This is a genomic window from Vibrio sp. EA2 (assembly GCF_033042495.1).
Classification (GTDB): Bacteria; Pseudomonadota; Gammaproteobacteria; order Enterobacterales; family Vibrionaceae; genus Vibrio.
Genome location: NZ_JAWLID010000004.1, coordinates 304,958 through 322,643, shown reverse-complemented (window position 1 = coordinate 322,643; position 17,686 = coordinate 304,958). Strand labels below are relative to the sequence as shown.

At 45.0% G+C, this 17,686-nt stretch carries 15 protein-coding genes; 7 read left to right on the top strand and 8 right to left on the bottom strand.

Going from position 1 to position 17,686, the window contains the following annotated elements:
• The first annotated feature begins 23 nt into the window (after positions 1–23).
• Together RXX31_RS12270 and RXX31_RS12265 are read left to right on the top strand one after the other, a co-directional pair.
• Entirely contained in the window at positions 24–1,508 is a 1,485-nt protein-coding gene (locus tag RXX31_RS12270) for a hypothetical protein (RefSeq protein WP_317589693.1), read from the top strand.
• Positions 1,492–3,075 (top strand): GGDEF domain-containing protein, encoded by a 1,584-nt coding sequence (locus RXX31_RS12265; protein ID WP_317589692.1) that lies wholly within the window; start codon positions 1,492–1,494, stop codon positions 3,073–3,075. The genes RXX31_RS12270 and RXX31_RS12265 overlap by 17 nt, the downstream gene beginning before the upstream one ends.
• Positions 3,076–3,112: 37 nt before the next feature.
• Here the strand turns inward: RXX31_RS12265 and RXX31_RS12260 are convergent, their stop codons facing one another.
• Positions 3,113–4,003: a DMT family transporter gene (locus RXX31_RS12260; protein WP_317589691.1), complete on the bottom strand. Its 891-nt coding sequence runs from the start codon at positions 4,001–4,003 to the stop codon at positions 3,113–3,115.
• A 299-nt stretch (positions 4,004–4,302) separates the two neighbouring features.
• Here RXX31_RS12260 and RXX31_RS12255 point away from each other — a divergent pair, with 299 nt between their 5' ends.
• From RXX31_RS12255 to RXX31_RS12245, 3 genes are all read left to right on the top strand, one after another.
• Positions 4,303–4,680, top strand: coding sequence for a DUF3302 domain-containing protein (locus RXX31_RS12255; RefSeq protein WP_317589689.1), 378 nt, complete (start codon positions 4,303–4,305; stop codon positions 4,678–4,680).
• Positions 4,680–5,813: an HlyD family secretion protein gene (locus RXX31_RS12250; protein WP_317589687.1), complete on the top strand. Its 1,134-nt coding sequence runs from the start codon at positions 4,680–4,682 to the stop codon at positions 5,811–5,813. The genes RXX31_RS12255 and RXX31_RS12250 overlap by 1 nt, the downstream gene beginning before the upstream one ends.
• Positions 5,814–6,041: 228 nt before the next feature.
• Positions 6,042–6,590: an ECF-type riboflavin transporter substrate-binding protein gene (locus RXX31_RS12245; protein ID WP_317589686.1), complete on the top strand. Its 549-nt coding sequence runs from the start codon at positions 6,042–6,044 to the stop codon at positions 6,588–6,590.
• A gap of 106 nt (positions 6,591–6,696) precedes the next feature.
• On the opposite strand, the gene RXX31_RS12240 is transcribed toward RXX31_RS12245, so the two are convergent.
• The 5 genes from RXX31_RS12240 to RXX31_RS12220 all read right to left on the bottom strand — a co-directional run bounded on the left by RXX31_RS12240 (position 6,697) and on the right by RXX31_RS12220 (position 11,307).
• On the bottom strand, positions 6,697–7,878 hold the full coding sequence (locus tag RXX31_RS12240; protein ID WP_317589685.1) for an MFS transporter: 1,182 nt from the start codon (positions 7,876–7,878) through the stop codon (positions 6,697–6,699).
• Positions 7,879–7,971: 93 nt separating this feature from the next.
• A complete protein-coding gene (gene napH, locus RXX31_RS12235) occupies positions 7,972–8,826 on the bottom strand; it encodes a quinol dehydrogenase ferredoxin subunit NapH (protein WP_317589684.1) in 855 nt (284 codons plus the stop codon).
• Complete coding sequence (napG, locus tag RXX31_RS12230) at positions 8,826–9,596, bottom strand: ferredoxin-type protein NapG (RefSeq protein ID WP_317589683.1); 771 nt, start codon at positions 9,594–9,596, stop codon at positions 8,826–8,828. Before napG ends, napH begins: the two co-directional genes overlap by 1 nt.
• 449 nt (positions 9,597–10,045) lie before the next feature.
• The gene (locus RXX31_RS12225; protein WP_317589819.1) at positions 10,046–11,023 is read right to left on the bottom strand and encodes a phosphotransferase; all 978 of its coding nucleotides are present in this window, start codon (positions 11,021–11,023) and stop codon (positions 10,046–10,048) included.
• 8 nt (positions 11,024–11,031) lie between these two features.
• Complete coding sequence (locus tag RXX31_RS12220; protein ID WP_317589682.1) at positions 11,032–11,307, bottom strand: GNAT family N-acetyltransferase; 276 nt, start codon at positions 11,305–11,307, stop codon at positions 11,032–11,034.
• 129 nt (positions 11,308–11,436) lie between these two features.
• Here RXX31_RS12220 and RXX31_RS12215 point away from each other — a divergent pair, with 129 nt between their 5' ends.
• Positions 11,437–12,171 carry a flagellar brake protein gene (locus RXX31_RS12215; RefSeq protein WP_317589680.1) on the top strand — a complete coding sequence of 245 codons (735 nt, stop codon included), beginning with the start codon at positions 11,437–11,439 and terminating at the stop codon, positions 12,169–12,171.
• 127 nt (positions 12,172–12,298) lie between these two features.
• Here RXX31_RS12215 and RXX31_RS12210 read toward each other — a convergent pair whose 3' ends face one another.
• The gene (locus RXX31_RS12210; protein WP_317589678.1) at positions 12,299–14,659 is read right to left on the bottom strand and encodes an ATP-binding protein; all 2,361 of its coding nucleotides are present in this window, start codon (positions 14,657–14,659) and stop codon (positions 12,299–12,301) included.
• A gap of 195 nt (positions 14,660–14,854) precedes the next feature.
• Between RXX31_RS12210 and RXX31_RS12205 the strand changes: the two genes are divergently transcribed.
• The gene (locus tag RXX31_RS12205; protein WP_317589676.1) at positions 14,855–15,352 is read left to right on the top strand and encodes a hypothetical protein; all 498 of its coding nucleotides are present in this window, start codon (positions 14,855–14,857) and stop codon (positions 15,350–15,352) included.
• A 233-nt stretch (positions 15,353–15,585) separates the two neighbouring features.
• On the opposite strand, the gene RXX31_RS12200 is transcribed toward RXX31_RS12205, so the two are convergent.
• A complete protein-coding gene (locus RXX31_RS12200) occupies positions 15,586–17,619 on the bottom strand; it encodes a prolyl oligopeptidase family serine peptidase (protein WP_317589675.1) in 2,034 nt (677 codons plus the stop codon).
• Positions 17,620–17,686: the final 67 nt, after the last annotated feature.

Below are 17,686 nucleotides of genomic sequence, written 5' to 3'. Positions count from 1 at the left end.
CTCGATGGTCTTGGATGTAAACGTTGGATAGAAGCAAAACTCAGCTAGCATACGAGCTCGCACTGCTTAAAGAGAAAGTTAGCTCTCAACCCAAATCCACTCTGCGTAAAGCTGAGCAGTTTCGCGTTACTGCGGAGCAAATGCTGTTTAGCGAAGGCGAAATCCAAGCCTTACTTATCATGTCACACTGTTGCTGGTGCGCTATGGATTATCGTCAAGGGCTTAAGCTGATAAAGACGGCTTACGATAAGCAGAGCCGACTCGATAACGACGACCACCTTCCAGAGATTCTTCACACTTTTGCGCTTCAGTATTGGGGGCAAGCCAAATATTTTTCCGCTCAGCAATACTGGATTAATGCGCTCGAACAGTCCGTTCTGATCAATAATATCGAAATTCAACTTGAATCTCTGCTTGGGCTCGGTAACGTTTGGCGTATCACCAATCAACACAAACTTGCCACATCAACGCATGAGCTAGCCGTCAAAGTGGCGAACAATGTCCGCATCTCCAGCCTGGAAGGAAAAGCCCGTATCTTACTCGCATGGGATTACTACCTGCAGAAAGATTACGTCAAGATGTTAACCGTGCTTGATGGCGCAGCCGAAGCGCTAAGCGATCATCAAGATTCGACATGGAAAGCAGAAATATGGGACTTCAAAGGACTGGCTTTTCTTGGGTTAGATAAACTAGACGCCGCCGAAGTTGCGACCAAAAAAGCGCACCAGATAGCGATGGATCATGATCTGACCTGGATGAAAGCCCATTCCTTCATTAGCAGAGCTCGTCTGGAACTTCTGCAGAACAATACCGAAAGTGCGACAAGATTGCTAATTGCTGCCGAAGAGTCCGCCCGGCATTTTGATAAGGGTGAGTTACTCAGTCAAATTTGTTATCAGCAATCACGTGTTGCAGAAGAACAAGGTCAGTTTGAAGCCGCATTCCACGCTTTCCAAAAATACCGGAAACATTCACTTCAAATACTAAAAGATCAAAGGCAGCGCCTCAGTCAGGATAAAGCGCACAGTTCCAAGCGCAAACTTGAACAACGCGCGAGTAAACTGATCAATCATATTCGTTCTCAACATGAATACGATCCTGAGAAGAGCCTTTCTAACGTTGTTTCTGAAACCTATTGGTGGGAGCAACTTATTCTCTTCAAAAGTGAGCTTAAGCAATCGAATCACGCAATTATTATGATTCATCACGCTAACCCGGCTTTTTTGGATGTCTGCACCGAACTCATTCACTCTTTAACCACACCAACCGATCTAGTATCCCGCCTTTCTACCGACAGGCTTGCCATGTTGATAGCGGACAAAGGTCAGGCAGCTGAATTGCTGTATAAAACGGTCCAGCCCATGATTAACATTTACCCATGGGAGAGACGCGGTCTGAAAGGACCAGCGCCCACCTTATATTTACAAGATATTCTGTCATTTCCGTTCACATTAGAGCAATTAGAAGAAAGCCATATAGAGGTAATGAAAAATGGAACAATTGCTTAATAAAGTCACCGAGGCAGGTATCGACCCCTCTTCTGTAACGGGTGAAGAAGCGGTAGCGCTGTGGAAACACATTCGGGAACACATCGCAGAGACCCACCTCGAAAAAGCACACTGTTACATTATCAGTGCAGAGTATCGCCGCGAGAGAAGACAGCTAAAACAAAGTATCGCCGAACTTCGACAAGCACTAGCGCATCTCAACCTGCCAGCCAATGCTGAAGATATTTTGTCAGTTAAATCGAGTTTATGTGAGCATCTGGTTGATGTTGGTGATTATGACCTAGCCATGGCCGAGTATATTAAGTCCACCAATATCGCGGTAGATTACGGCTTCATTGACGAATATGTGTTAGCCATCGTTGGCATGGGGAACTTGTGCGATGCCTATGGGGATCACGAACGTGCATTACGTTTTTACAAAAAAATCGAAGCGATGGACCATGCGATCAGCAGTCGAACATTACGTTTACGCTACAAACTATACATGCTCGCGTGTTTTGTCAGCCTAAAACACACCGATAATGCTATGGCGTTACTCACTGAATGTGAAGCACTCAGTATTCTGGTTAGTGATAAAAACCTCGCCGGTCAAATACACCTTTACCGAGCTAAAATGCATCGATTGAACAATGACTATACCCAGGCGTTACTGTCACTGTCGAATGTCCAGTATACTTCGGGTAGCTCTACAACGTTTTGGTTGTCTGCGATGGTCAAAATGGAAACCGCATACTGTCTGAACGGAAGTGGGAGCACCTCATTAGCCAACTTAATTATGGGTTCGGTAGCAAAGAGAATACAGCGCGACTCTTCCGCTATGCTTGCATGCAGTTTTTATAATGCGATGAGCGAGATTAGTGCTTCTCAAGGTCAGTTTGAACTCGCATTGGATTGCGAAAAACGTGCATTTCATATTGAGTCGGAACTGGTTCAACGTATTCCTATCAACGAGTTGGGCTCGACCCAACTTCGTCGTCTGGATCGCTTTGAATTACAGCTCAAACTTATCTTGTCAGAGATCGAAAACAAAGCGCTCAAAGAGACAACAAAACAACACAAGAATACCGTTGCTCAATTGCAGCAGGATGTTTTTACCGACCCCTTAACGTCGTTACACAATCGCCGCTGGTTAGAAATGAAACTAAAAGACTTGCTGCTTCGCGATACCGTTTTTGCTCTCATGGTGATTGATATTGACCACTTCAAATCCATCAATGATGAACTGAGCCATTTGGTCGGTGACAAAGCAATCCAGAGCGTCTCAAAACATTTATCCAACTACTTTGATTTTCCAGGCGCTTCATGCATACGCTTTGGCGGTGAAGAGTTTCTCGTCATACTTGAGAACGACAAATTAGAGCATGCCGAGAGCCACGCAGACCATTACCGGGAGCAAATTTATCACTACAACTGGCGTGATATCTTAGGTGAGCGCGGCCTCACGGTTTCTATCGGTATTACCGTCTACCGCGAGGGTGAAAATACACAACGTACTTTTTACCGTGCCGATAAAGCGCTTTACCGTGCAAAAGCCAATGGCCGCAACCAAGTGTGTACTGAGTTGTAAACCTTACCTAAGCGTACAGCAGTGATAAACAACCTGCTCATAAAAAGAACAACGAAACACCAAACAATGCGGCTAGCGTACCTAAAATGCTCTTAAGCCCAACTTTATCGCCTCGTATTACATAAATAGCCAGCATAAACAAAGGGCTGGTCGCGATAAGCGTTTGAGCAATGGCTGGGTTGGCATATTTTAACGCGATTTGCTGGAACCAGAGCGCTAAGAATGTTCCCACAAAAACAGCTAGCAATAGCCAGCCCAGCGCCTTTGTTCCCATTTCTAAAAAATGTGTTTTTATCCCTTTGAATGGCGCTTTCTCTATAAACTTGATCACCATACAAACCGCAAGTACCCCCACACTTAGACGAATGAGTGCGCCTAGGAGCGGAGGTAAATCGCCCGCTACCAACGCATAGTGAGAGATAACGACACCAGATGCCTGACACACACTCGCAAGCAAACCAAAGGCAATGCCACTCCAGTTCGTCTCCTCACCAGATACCGATGGCTGAAATACGACAAACGTAACCGCCACCGTCGTAATCACTACGCCCAGCCAGTTCTGCAAACCCAGTTCAGAACCCAAAAACATCAGGGCTAAGATGCCCGATAATGGTGGAGCCAGTGATTCTAACAACAGGGTTTTATTCGGTCCGATTCGCTTCAGTGAAGCGAAATAGGCAGAATCTCCAATAGCAATCCCAATTACTCCAGAGATCGCTAAGACCACTAGGTGAGTGGTTTCCAGGTTACCGTTTATATTGTTTGTCGAAATGGGCAGAACCATTAACATCATCAACGAGGCGACTAACCCTTTGACAATATTAAGCTGCAAGGCAGAGAACCGATGGCTGAATTGACTGTATATCAAAGTTGCAGTAGCCCACACAACAGCAGCACTAATTGCAGCTATTTCTCCTAAGTATGGCAATTCGTTTCCCTTCCCTTCCTTCTTATATCGTCTATTACTTAAAGTATGCTGAAACCAGATTGATTTAAGCCAATAGTATCTCAAGTAAAGCCTGTTCAAACTGTGAAATTTAGAATCCATTACAATATTGAGAGGCTCACAACCTGTCTATTTAAGCGTACTACTGGACTAGAGCAAAACATTTGAGATTAGCTGGGTATAAATGTCAAAAATACTTGATTCATTTATATTTGTATCAAATACTTAAGCAACTAATTTACGTAACTTTTTTCATATAGCAACAAGCACGGGTAAATAAGATGTTTTTAGATTATTTTGCACTTGGGGTACTCATTTTCGTTGCTTTAGTCATCTTCTACGGAATCATCGTCATTCACGATATTCCCTATGAAATCGCTAAAGAACGCGAACACCCACATCAAGATGCGATCCACTACGCTGGCTGGGTAAGTTTGTTCACACTCCACGCTTTGTGGCCTTTCCTGTGGATTTGGGCAACATTATGGCGTAAAGAGCGAGGCTGGGGCTTTAAACAACTGGAACAAGAAACACACGATATCCATCATCGCCTTGAAGAGCTCATTGACGAAGTAAACGAGCTAAAAAATGAAGTATCCGTATTAAAGAAACAAGCTCAGCAAAATCCTACCGCTGACCTAAGTAAAGAGGAAAAATAATGGATTTATTGTTGATCCTGACTTACACAGCCTTCTGTATCGCGATTTTCAAAATTTTTAAGATCCCTCTTAACAAATGGTCGGTTCCAACCGCCGTCCTTGGTGGTGTTGTACTGATAGGCACGCTCGTGCTTCTTATGAACTACAACCATCCCTTTACTCAAATAGGTAATCAGATCTACCCGACTACACCTATCGTTTCTGGTGTTCGTGGTCGTGTAATCGAAGTACCTGTGCAACCTAACCAACCATTAAAGACGGGCGATATACTATTTAGAATCGATCCGACACCTTTTGAGGCCGAAGTTGCGCGCCTTGAAGCAAAAGTAAAAGAAGCGAGCCAAGGAGCTTTGGGCTTAGAGTCCGGTTTACAGGAAGCACGAGCAGGTGTAATCAAAGCGCAAGCCGATCGTGACAAAGCCAAACGAGAGTTCGACCGCTACCAAAGAGGTTTTGATCGCGGCGCATTCACTGAGCAAGACCTGGATACTCGACGCCAGGAATATAAATCCACAGAAGCAATGCTTGAAGTCGCACTACAACAGCAAGAGCAAGCACAAATCGCACTAGATTCAGAAGTAGGTGGAGAGAATACCCAAGTTGCTCAATTGCTTGCCGAATTACGCAAAGCCGAGTTCAACTTAGAGCAAACCGTGGTTCGCGCTCCAACCGACGGCTACGTGACCCAGCTTGCTTTACGGCCTGGCGTGATGGCGGTACCTCTGCCACTGGCACCTGCAATGACCTTTGTTCATACGGAAGACTCTCAGTTTTACACTGCAGCATTCCGACAAAACTCGCTACAACGACTAGAGCGAGGCTTCGAAGCTGAATTCATGTTCCGAGCAATCCCAGGCCGTGTCTTTAAAGGCGAAGTCGTCGAGGTGATTCCTGCGATCGGTGAAAGCCAATTCCAGGCCCGTGGCGCATTGGTAGGTACAGAGGCACTTCGCACCAGTGGACGAGTGTTCGTAAAACTCAAAATCACTGATGATTTAAGTGACTACCATCTGCCAATGGGTACGGCAGTAGAAGTTGCGGTTTATTCAGACAGCTTCCACCATGTTTCTATTATGCGTAAAGTACTTATCCGTATGAAGAGCTGGCAAAACTATCTGTACTTAGATCATTAATACAGAGACTTTGACACATACTCAACAAAGGAGCGGATATCCGCTCCTATTTTTTATCTCTACGTCCACTGCCAACGTGAGTTTAATCACATGATTTCTCACATAGACCTCGATCGAGTCCCAATTAGCCTGGTGGCTGCTAAGCTTTAATAGGCAGTAAAATTATCGGTAATTCAATGTAATGAAAGTAAACGAAACTCAAAGCCGAGTATTAAGCAGAGGCTCTCTATGAATTTTTCTGGCAAAACTCTCATCGTTATTGCTACCGGCGCTTTACTCTACGGTATCGGTGGTTTACCTATGTTTGGCGTACCAGTTTTTGCTAATACAACACTGAAACCTGCCATGGCAATTTTAGCCGTGTATTCGGTGTTATTCGGTCCCATTGTTGGATTTTTGGTGGGTATTATCGGCCACTGGATCACGGATCAGTTCGCAGGTTGGGGCGTATGGCTAACCTGGGTTGCAGGATCAGGTGTTGTTGGTCTGGTGATGGGACTATTCCCCTACCTGACACGTCATCGTTTAGACGGTGGGGACTTCAGCAGAGAAGATTTTTTACGCTTTGTTGTGCTTGCTCTCATTGGTAACATTTTGGGTTTCGGTTGTTCTGCTTACCTTGACACCATTTTCTATGCAGAGCCATTTAATAAGGTCTTGACCCAAATGATAATTGTCGCGACGGGAAATACGGTTCTGATTGCTATCATTGGCTACTTCATCATCCGAACGATAGCGAAACGCAATAAGGGCAGCGACAAGCTAACAGAGACTTAATCACACTAGCACTAAGCTTTATATCGTTAAATTTGGACACAAAAATGGGATGCCAGCGCATCCCATTGTTAAATCAGATCATCGTGAGCAAATGGCGTAATAAATCTTAACTCCATCTCAGCACACGGGTTTCATTGCCTTCTTCTGGCTTGGCAGGGATGTTCAGAGAGAACAACAAACTCAGTGCTGCCATACCAGCGCCAATGTAGAAGACACTTGAAGGTGAAACCAGCCAGATAACACCAAACGTAACTGGAATGACAACCGCAGCAATATGGTTGATGGTGAATGCTACGCCCGCCGTCGATGCCATATCCGCTGGATCAGCGATCTTCTGGAAGTAGGTTTTAATCGCTAATGCTAAAGCAAAGAACAGATGATCAACGACATACAGCGCTGCTGCCCATTCTGCAGTTTGAACTAACCCGTAGCCAACAAACACAAAAATCAGACCGACGTATTCAAACATCAACGCCTTACGCTCTCCGACAATACCGATAAATCGACCAATTCGTTTTGCAAACAGGAAGTTAAATAAGTAGTTAATTAGAAACAGCAAAGTAATATCCGCAGCTGAATAGCCAAACTTCTCGACCATCAAGAATCCCGCGAAAACAGTGAAGATCTGACGACGAGCGCCACTCATAAACGTCAACGCGTAGTAGAGCCAATAGCGTTTACGCAAAACCAACTTCTTATTCTGAGGGACTGCGGATTTAAACTGAGGGAAAGCAAATGCCATCACCAAGATAAGTACAAAACCTATCCCGCCCATCACCATATAGACCGTTTGAAAATCAAGTTTAAGTTGCTCTAGCATGACCCACAACGCGCCATAAGTAACCAAAGATGCCAGTGCACCTACCGAAATGAACTTACCAAGCATTTCTGGGGCTTCGTCTTTAGACAACCACTGTAACGAAAGGGACTGCTTTAACGTTTCGAAATAATGGAATCCAATGGACATTAACAAGGTCGTAAAAAGTAAACCATACAGAGTGGGAAAATAACCTGTTATTGCCGTGCCTAATGTCAACATCGCCAGAGAGACCAACATAAAGCGTTGCTCGCGAATAAACAGCAGCACAAATACGGCGGTAAACGACAAAAAGCCCGGCACTTCACGGACACTCTGTAACAAACCGATGTCTGAGCCATCAAAGTTTGCTTTTTCGATAACGAAATTGTTGAGCAGCGCCATCCAAGTTGAAAAGGCGATAGGCACAATAATGGAGATAAGCAATAAGAAGTTTTGCGGTGTTCTCCAGCCTTGAGAAGAGGTATTCATGATGCATCCTTTAGATATGAAGGCATCATCATAGCTCTAAATGTAACAAATTCGCAATATCATTCTGATTTAAGGCGAAAGTAATATGAATGTTTAATCGATATTCTTTACACTCAGACGATTTTTAAATTCAAACACCTGCTCCGGACAAACATCTAAACAGCGACCACAGCTGATGCAGTTTTGATCCATCACCCGACGGTCACCTTCTTTCAAAGGCAGTCTCAGTACCTCTGGCTCTGGGCAGACATAAAAACAATCCATGCATTTTGTGCAGGCTTCCCGTCGTACAGCAGTCACTCTGATGACACTCTTTCTGCCAATAACACCATACGTCGCACCGAGAGGACATAAGTGGCCACACCACCCGTGTTCTACCAATAACAGGTCCAGAACAATGACAAGCCCGACTAACACCCAACCGGCTCCCATGCCAAACACAAGGCCTCGGTGTAGTGCAGCAACGGGATCTATCCATGTCCAAAGAATCGTGCCAGACAAAGCACTGCCCAACATCAGAACCGGTATTAACCAGTAACGAATAGATGGAGACCAACGATAACTTGCTTTGATATTCAGCTTTCTACGCAACCATCCTGCAAAATCTGTCACTACATTCAATGGGCATACCCATGCGCAAAATGCTCTTGGAGCAAGAATCGCATAAAACACAACGACAATAGTGACACCAAGCAGGGCATTAAACTCAGGAATGTGTCCGGTGGCCAGAGCCTGCAGAACAATCAATGGATCACTCATGGGAACCGTATCTAGCAACATACTAGAAGAAAGATTCCCCGAGAAAACCCCTATCGTTGGCCCAGCGATGAACAACGCGATAATGGTAAGTTGACATAGTCTGCGTAAGATAAGGAATCGATGAGCTCGCCACCAGCCCATTTTTTCGATCGCCTCTTTACCGGCATTTTGAGCTAAGTTTTTAGCCATTACCTACCTCCTTTGAGAGATTCAAGTGCGCCAGTTGGTACAGGATTCTCTTCTGGAAGCACATTTTCTAGAGGCTTATCAATTTCTTGCCAGCCGAAATTATAATGACTGCCAACTTTGCCTTTCGCCAGATCTGTTGGCACAACCTTAATAGCCGATATATCCAAGACACAAGCCTGCTCACATTTACCACAACCGGTGCAGATATCAGTATTAACTGTTGGAATCAGCTTAGCGTGGTAGCCCGTACGATCATTATGAATTTTCTCTAACGTAATCGCCTCATCAATAAGAGGACAGACTCGATAACAAACATCACAACGTAAGCCCTGCCAGTTGAGGCACGTTTCATGATCGATAAGCACCGCAGTACCCATGCGCGCGTCATCAATATTGGTTAATTCAGGGTCGAGAGCACCACTCGGGCACGCCACAACGCACGGAATATCATCACACATTTCACACGGTATATCGCGGGCGTTGAAATAGGGTGATCCGGTCGCTACCGGAGACAATAGTGTGGCAAGCTTTAATGTATCGTATGGGCACGCTTGGACACATAACCCGCAACGAATGCAAGCAGATTCAAAATCGCCTTCTGGAAGCGCACCTGGCGGCTTTATTGGCACACTTTTGGTTTCGCGGGCTTGGCTTTGTAAAGACTGTAGCCCCAATACACAAGCCGCGGCACCGACACCCATGGCGGTTCGAGCAGTATCACGCAAAAATCGGCGACGACTTTGGGACATTTTTGACGGGAAAGATTTCATCACGTTTCCTCAAAGAAGCTCCTTTATCAAGTTAAGCATAAATAGCCCGAAACGCCGCGCTTCCCTATACCTCAGAAGGGGTAACTCCAGCCTCTATTGATTCAAATCAACTGTGAGTCCCGATACACGTCACACTTTGACAACCGTCTTTTCTGCGTCAAAAACGAATTCCCCCAATTCCCTATAAAGGCATAAACCTCCAGTATAAAAATCCAACACCTTTTCAATCTTGTCGGCATTTTTAGCCTTAAACCTTCGTATAAACGTAGGGCAATAAAATCATAACCAATTGATTTTAAATGTATAAAATTCAAAAAATCAATAAATGCCATTCAAAATCAAAAAAAGAAGTTAGTTTAGTGAAAACAAACACATAGAGAGAAACATGGAAACAATCATACGTCCGACCACGGTTGAAGATACAACCGCGTTACAAACTGGGGGCTGTTTTATTGATATTGTGTTTTCAGTACGGCAATAGCCTTCGCGGTCAATGCTTCTGTATAAGGATTAATTTTCCAATGGCCAGGACTCCAGCCCTTTACGAAACGCTGAAAATCAGCCCAGGCGACAGCAAACAGTGGTCGCCACTCTCGCTCGACATCAGTAAGATCAAGGTGCGGTTGGTAGATTTTAAGTGCCTGATCCAATTGTGAGAAATAGGTATTGAGTATCCAACTTTCCATTTCTGAGCATAGATCTGGCTCAACCGCGCTACTCATAAACAGCGCGACATCTTTCATCGCACAGCCATGACCCACGTACTGAAAATCGACCGCAGCCACCGATGATTCTGTTTCATCAAAACAGAAATTCGCTAATTTGGCGTCTCCATGGACGATAGTTTGATATTTAGCTTCGGTAAGTGTGCGATCAATGAATATCGCGGCTTGCTTTAACGCTTTGTCTCCCAACGCTTCCAATTCATCAGGTCGCGTTGCCAAGTGCCAGTAGGTTCCGGTTTTCCATAGCTGATCGTTGTGAACCCCTATATAGCGGGCATGAAAATGCGCTAACCAAGAAAGGCAAGCCCGCAAGTGCTTTTTGGACGCCTTAGTCATCACTTTCGGAAACCCCGCTTGCGCGAGATCTTCCATGACGATCAGCCATTCGTTATCCGCCTGAAAGCACTTCAACCCTTCTGGAATTCGACAGCGTTCATCGACAAGTTGACTAAAGTGTTCATACCAACTGACTTCCACCTGATAAGAGTGCAGTTTGCGTTGATGGGCGCGATCAGTATTCCAGCCTCGCGGGTGTTCTGATGGTTTGGGAAGCCTCACATGCTTGACAATCACCGAGCCCTTCGGGAATTTGAGCCGCACCAGCTCACCATACCCGCCCCAAAGGGATTGAATCACCTCGATCGAAACAAGATTGCCAAGATTTAGTTCATTGCCAATGTTTTGGTACAAAGAATTAATAATGCGTGCTCCTACGCCAAAAGGTGTGCCCACTGCTTATTTTTATCAATGTAGTGTCCGACATAAGGACAAGCAGGGACGATTTTGTAGCCTAATGATTCAATTTCTGGCAGTACGGCCTCCATCATAAGCGTACCACACCCCTTACCTCTAAGTTCTTCAGGAACCACGGTAGACGTAATATGCATGTCTCCATCATGCAATTGATACACAACTTTGGCACGAAAGCCTTGTTCCAGTTCAACCCAAAAAAGGCCATTTTCGATGTCGTGAGTCACTTTTTGCATAACTTACTTCCTTATTTTCCGTTAACTTATTGAATCGAACTATATCACTGAATAAAATCAATACCACGCTAGGAAGCCCGGTCATTTCATATCAGTCCCTTTTTAGGTCCGACCATAATAATGAGAAATATGATAATCAGAGCCAAAGATGGCAAGCGACCTTTTCAAAGTAAGAGGGACCAAGAACGTCAGGCAACAACATTAAACAGCACCGATGCAATGGCAATGGTGGAGCACGGTAGTGAAGTTTCTTTAAACGTAACCACACCCGTAGGAACCAAGTTTATTACCACCAGCACCTTTGTTGGTTGCCATTCAAACCATACCGCATTGGTAGAAGTACCGAATATCTCAGAAGAAGATCTCAAGTTCTACTTTCAAGAAGGATTTTGGGTCAATATCAAAGCGTACTCTCAGCGTGGTGAAGGTGCCATTATTCCTTTCAGAGCTCAAATACAGCATCGCTTGGGGGAACCTTACCCAATACTGGTACTTAGTTTGCCTAACACCATGCAAGTGTACCAACTCAGGAAAGAAGTTCGCTACGAAGTTAATTTAAAAGCACACGTGCGCCTCGATACACATCGCAATGAATGCGAGATAAGAGATATCTCTCGAAGTGGCTGCCGTTTTGTCACTTCACCAATGAGTCGTCCGCTACAGGTTGGTGACCAGATCTCGCTAGATATCGCCATGCCGGATGAAAACCGAATATTGGCACCACTGAATGGGCGCATCTGTAATTTGCAAAAATCAACGCATTACTCCCGTTATGGCGTGGAATTTGATGACGCAGGCAAGACCAATGCAAAGCACTTACTGAGCAACCTAAAATTTGACGGCACAAAGCTCCAGTTAAAATAAAGCTGACGGCGCGAATATCTCCTTACTCTTACGCCTGTACAATAAAGATAGAAAAAGGCACTAAATGTGCCTTTTTCTTGTTGAGTTTAGTCAGAAACTGCAGCGCTTTTGTGTAATCCCCGATCTTCTATTTTCTTAACGCGTTAAGCTTGGCTTGCGCAAGACCGAAAATCGTATCAATCGGATAAGAGCCTTCTTCTGTCGGCTCACCGGCGACTTTTCCGGTGAACAGCTCAATCGCTTCGGTGACATGATCTATCGCCCAGATGTGAAACTCTCCTCGTTCTACTGCTTTCACGATGTCCGCTCGTAACATCAAGTTATGAGCATTAGACGCCGGAATGATCACCCCTTGACCATCATGACGACCTTTAATGACACACACGTCATAAAAGCCTTCAATCTTTTCGTTTACGCCACCAATCGGTTGTGCTTCTCCAAACTGGTTCATTGAGCCCGTGATGGCGATATCCTGTCGGTTTGGTTGTTTCGAGAACGCTGACGCAACCGCACACAATTCGGCCATACTGGCACTATCTCCATCAACACCACCATAAGATTGTTCAAAGGTAATCGTAGTCGTAAGCGGAACACGTGCATTTTTCCCAAACACGGACGACAAATAAGCCGATAAAATCATGACCCCTTTGGAGTGAATGCTGCCCCCCAAATCGACGCTGCGTTCTATATCAATCACCTCGCCGTCACCATAACATGTCGTTGCAGTAATACGGTTTGGTGCACCAAACATATAGTCGCTGGTGCTCAGCACAGACAAAGCATTCACTTGCCCGACTGCCGTCCCTTCCGTGCGTATCAAGGTCGTACCTTTAACATACGACTCCATCACATTGTCACGCAAGCGGCTCACGCGCATCTCTTGATTCTTCAGCGCTTCTTGAACATGCCCGGTGCGAATCATGTTGGAATTGGCCTGACGAGCAACGTAGTTTGACTCTCGGAGCAAGTTAGCAATGTTCGCAGAATGTAGCGACAGTTTGGATTGATCGCCTGACAAGCGCGAACTGTATTCGATAATACGGGCAATGGCTTTCTTGTCACAATGCAGCATGTTGTTATCGTGGACGACACTCGAAATAAAGCGCGCATAGTGCAGCTCCGACTCAGGTGTTCGGCTCATTTCATCTTCGAAATCCGCTGTAACCCGGAACAGTTCGCTAAATTCTGGATCGTAGTGCTGTAACAGTTGATAGGTTCGATAGTCACCAAACAGGATAATTTTGATGTCTAGCGGGATCGGCTCTGGATCGAGTGACACCGCACCCGTTAACGTCACTTCTTTCTCGAGTGAGGTAAAGCTTAACTGACGAGAGCGAATAGCGCGCTTTAGACCATCCCACACGTATGGCTGCTCCAGTACTTTCTGAGCATCCATTAGTAGCACACCACCATTTGCTTTATGCAGGCTCCCCGCACGGATAAGCGAGAAGTCAGTAAATACGGTACCTTTGAAGGTCGCGGTTTCAATTGAACCAAACAGAGAGTGATAATTGGGATTCTCTTCGACCACAATCGGAAAGTCACTGTTACTGCGACTGACCAGTACATTCACTTTATAGCGACGCGGTAACTTCTTATCTAAAGACGCGGTTGCTATTTCACCTTGCTCACCAGTTTGGTCAAGGAAGATATCTGCGTTCTCGACGATGTCTTTTTGCAGTTCCGTAAGGTAAGTTTTGATCTCTGGATATTGCGAATAATCAACCTTAAGCGTCTTAATGAAGTGAGTAATCACATCCAGTGTTACTTCATCATTAAGCTTTTTGATCTTTTCACTAAAGGTTTCTTCCCACTCCGTGAGTTCACGTACCATAGAGCGCAAAGCCACTTCCAACTCATCAATGGCATCGCTAAATTGTTCTTGCTCCTTTTTGCTCAGAGCGTCAAACGACTCTTCAGTATGCAGCTCATCGCCATTCATTGCGACGAACTGGTAGTCACCTTGCGTTGTGATCGTCAGGCTAATGCCTTTGTCCTTCGCTTCCTTACTGATACGATCCAACTCACTCTGTTGCTTGCTAGCCAGTTGGCTTTTTAAACGCTCCGCACGGCTAAAATACATTTCGTTATCGAATGCCAGTGGTAACGCATTGAGTAATTTACCCATTAAGGCTTCAATATCCACTCGTAGCTTATTACCAATCCCACAAGGCAGTTTCAGCACCTTAGGTGTACGAGTGTCTTCAAAATTTGCAACATAACACCAATCAAATAGTGCTTCCGCATCGTGTTGATGACGATTTAAGTAACGCAAAATCATCGTACGTTTACCTAAACCATTCTGACCGATCGCGTAAATATTGTAACCTTTCTCCTTGATAGACATCGCAAACTCAACCGCTTTTTGAGCGCGTTCCTGCCCCACGATTTCATCAATTGGAGGTAATTCCTTGGTCGACTTACATGGCATATTCTCTAGATCAGCTACAGAATACAACTGCATGGGTTCTAGCCTTAGTATTGCCATATCCGCTTCCTTTTTCTTATTGTGTTCAATTGAGTGTAGAGATTATTTGTTTAATTTTAAGTGATTTACATTACATCGCTGCCTAAGCGAACACTTTATGAGCAACCAAACCGAAAAAAATGGTTATCAAACCCACTTGCAATTGATAACTATTTTCATCTAACATGTAATTCAATCTTTTTTACGGAGTTGGATATGGATATTGAGCAATGCTGGATGCGCTACATCAAAGCGGGGCAGTTGGTGCAACAGGGTCACTGGCCTGAAGCGCATCGATTATATGAAGATGTACTCAATCATTTACCCAACCATATCCACTCAGCGTTAGAAAACGATCAGACCAAACCCTGCCAATTCATTTGCCTGATTAGCGGGCTGCGTGATGCAAGTGTGGCACAGTCAGAAATTCTTAACAGGCTAGGCTCGCAACGCGAGGCTTTTTCTGCTCTCAACCAAACGTATGCACTGTTCCAGTTTTTACAGCTAGAAAGCCATGATCTGATTGAACGCTTAAGTCACCTACTCGCGCAACATAGTGAAGACTTACTTGCACACATGGCAGCATTTTGTTCCGCTCAGCGCAACGCAGAATGGATGATAGAATTGAACCACGTGACTCATGCTCATGAACAGTTTTTGCATTTACAGGCGATGATTTCTGGAGAGACTGCCAATACACGCCTTTACAATTAAGCCACCAATCCCTAGTTCTGCAGAGATGCGTCATCTGGTAATCAAGATCTCGTATCAATTTAAAAATGGGCGTAGCTGCCTTTCGGTTTGGCCGCCGAGACTGGTTGGTTCATCGAGTCAGACTTAGTCAATCTGATTCAATATACTGTTAACAGTATAATTTGAGTTCCCCCAACCATGAAAAATGCCGCGATTCTGTCGCGGCATTTTTTATTCTTGTTATTTGTTGGCTGTTATACAGACTCAATTCCCATGTTGTACAACGTGAATGCGTATACATCCGTAGTGAGGTCAATTTGTTTACTCAGTGGCATGCCCGCACCGTGCCCGGCATTGACATCGATTCGAATCAATACTGGATTTTCGCCCTGATGTTTATCTTGCAGTTCGGCAATGAATTTGTAGGAGTGAGCAGGCACCACACGATCATCGTGATCGGCAGTAGTCACTAGCGTTGCAGGGTATTGCACGCCCTCTTTCACATTATGTACAGGCGAGTAACCAAGCAGATACTGGAACATCTCTTCACTTTGCTCAGACGTACCAAAATCATATTTCCAGCCCTCTCCGGAGGTAAAGGTGTGGTAACGCAGCATATCAAGCACTCCCACAGCAGGCAGGGCCACTTTGAACAGTTCTGGACGTTGAGTCATACATGCACCCACTAATAACCCCCCATTCGAACCACCACGAATCGCCAGGCGCTCTGAACTGGTGTAGTCGTTCTCGATCAAATATTCAGCTGCGGCGATAAAGTCGTCAAACACATTCTGCTTTTGCAATTGAGTGCCAGCATTGTGCCACGCTTTTCCATATTCGCCGCCACCTCGCATATTGGCGACCGCATAAATGCCCCCTAGTTCGAGCCAGTTAGCTATATTGCCTGAAAACATTGGCGTCAGACTGATATTAAAACCACCGTAACCATAAAGCATTGTCGGGGCACTGCCATCGAATTTAGTCCCTTTCTTGTAGGAGATGATCATCGGTACTCGTGTGCCATCTTTTGAGGTGTAAAAAACCTGCTTTGACTCATACTCGTTACGATCAAACGGTGCTTTAGATTCTTGATACAGCTTCGATTCACCAGTCTCAACATCAAAAGAGAAAATCGTCGAAGGGGTAACGTAATTAGTGAAGGTGTAATACAGCATCGTTTGTTCTTTCTTCCCAGCTAAGCCATACGCTGTGCCTTCGCTAGGTAGTTCAACATCACGAATCCATTCACCTTGATAGTTGAACTGCTGTACTTTCGACAGGACATCAACCATGTAAGTCGCAAACAGATAACCGCCGCCTTTGCCGATTTCTAATGGCTGCTCTTGCTCTGCGATGACCTCTGCCCATTGTGAAGTTTGGGTGTTGTAACTGACGACTTTGCCGTTTGGCGCGTCAAGATTTGTGTAAAACAGCAGAGTTTCATCATGATTATCAATAAGCTGCGTATCGCCTTGTGTGGTTTCGCGTAAGGTCACAATCTCTTGTGTTGCGGCGTTCAAGTCGATATAAAACAGGCGGTTGCCGGAAGTTGATTCCGCTCCAGAGATAATTAAGTAGCGATCATCTGTTGTCGTCGTAGCAAATACATAGCGATGTGTCTGAGAGTCCAACGCGCCAAACACGACTTTATCTTCAGACTGTGCAGTTCCCAGCTCATGATAGTAAAGTTTATGCTGCTCAGTACGCGCCGACAGTTCACTGCCTTTTGGCTTATCGTAACTGGAATAGTAGAAGCCTTTACTGCCTAACCAGGAAATTGAGGTGAATTTCGCGTCGACAATTTCTGGTTCCAGCTGTTCTTTAGTTTCCGCATCAATCACAAAGATCTTTCGCCAGTCACTGCCACCTTCAGAAATGGAATACGCGACTAAACGGTTATCTTTTGAAAAGCTCACTTCACCAAGAGAAGTGGTCCCTTCTTCAGAAAAGGTGTTTGGATCTAAAAATACTTCTGCCTCACCTTCTCCTTTGCGACGGTAAAGTACGCTTTGGTTTTGCAAACCATCATTTTTATAAAAATAGGTGTACTCACCGCGTACAAATGGCTGTGAGTATTTCTCATAGTTTTGGCTGCTAGCGACCAGATCGCGAATTTTCTGGCGATAAGGGATCTGACCGAGTAAATCGAAAGTCACTGAGTTTTGGCTGGAGACCCAGTTTGCGGTTTCTTCACTGCGATCATCTTCTAACCAGCGATAAGGATCGGCGATATCGTGTCCGAAGTAGCGGTCCACAATAGAATCTTTGCGAGTTTTTGGGTAATGCATAACGTCCGTGTTACTCCACTTTTTTGTTTTAGTTTTAAGTGAGACTAATTCTCAACACATACCTTAG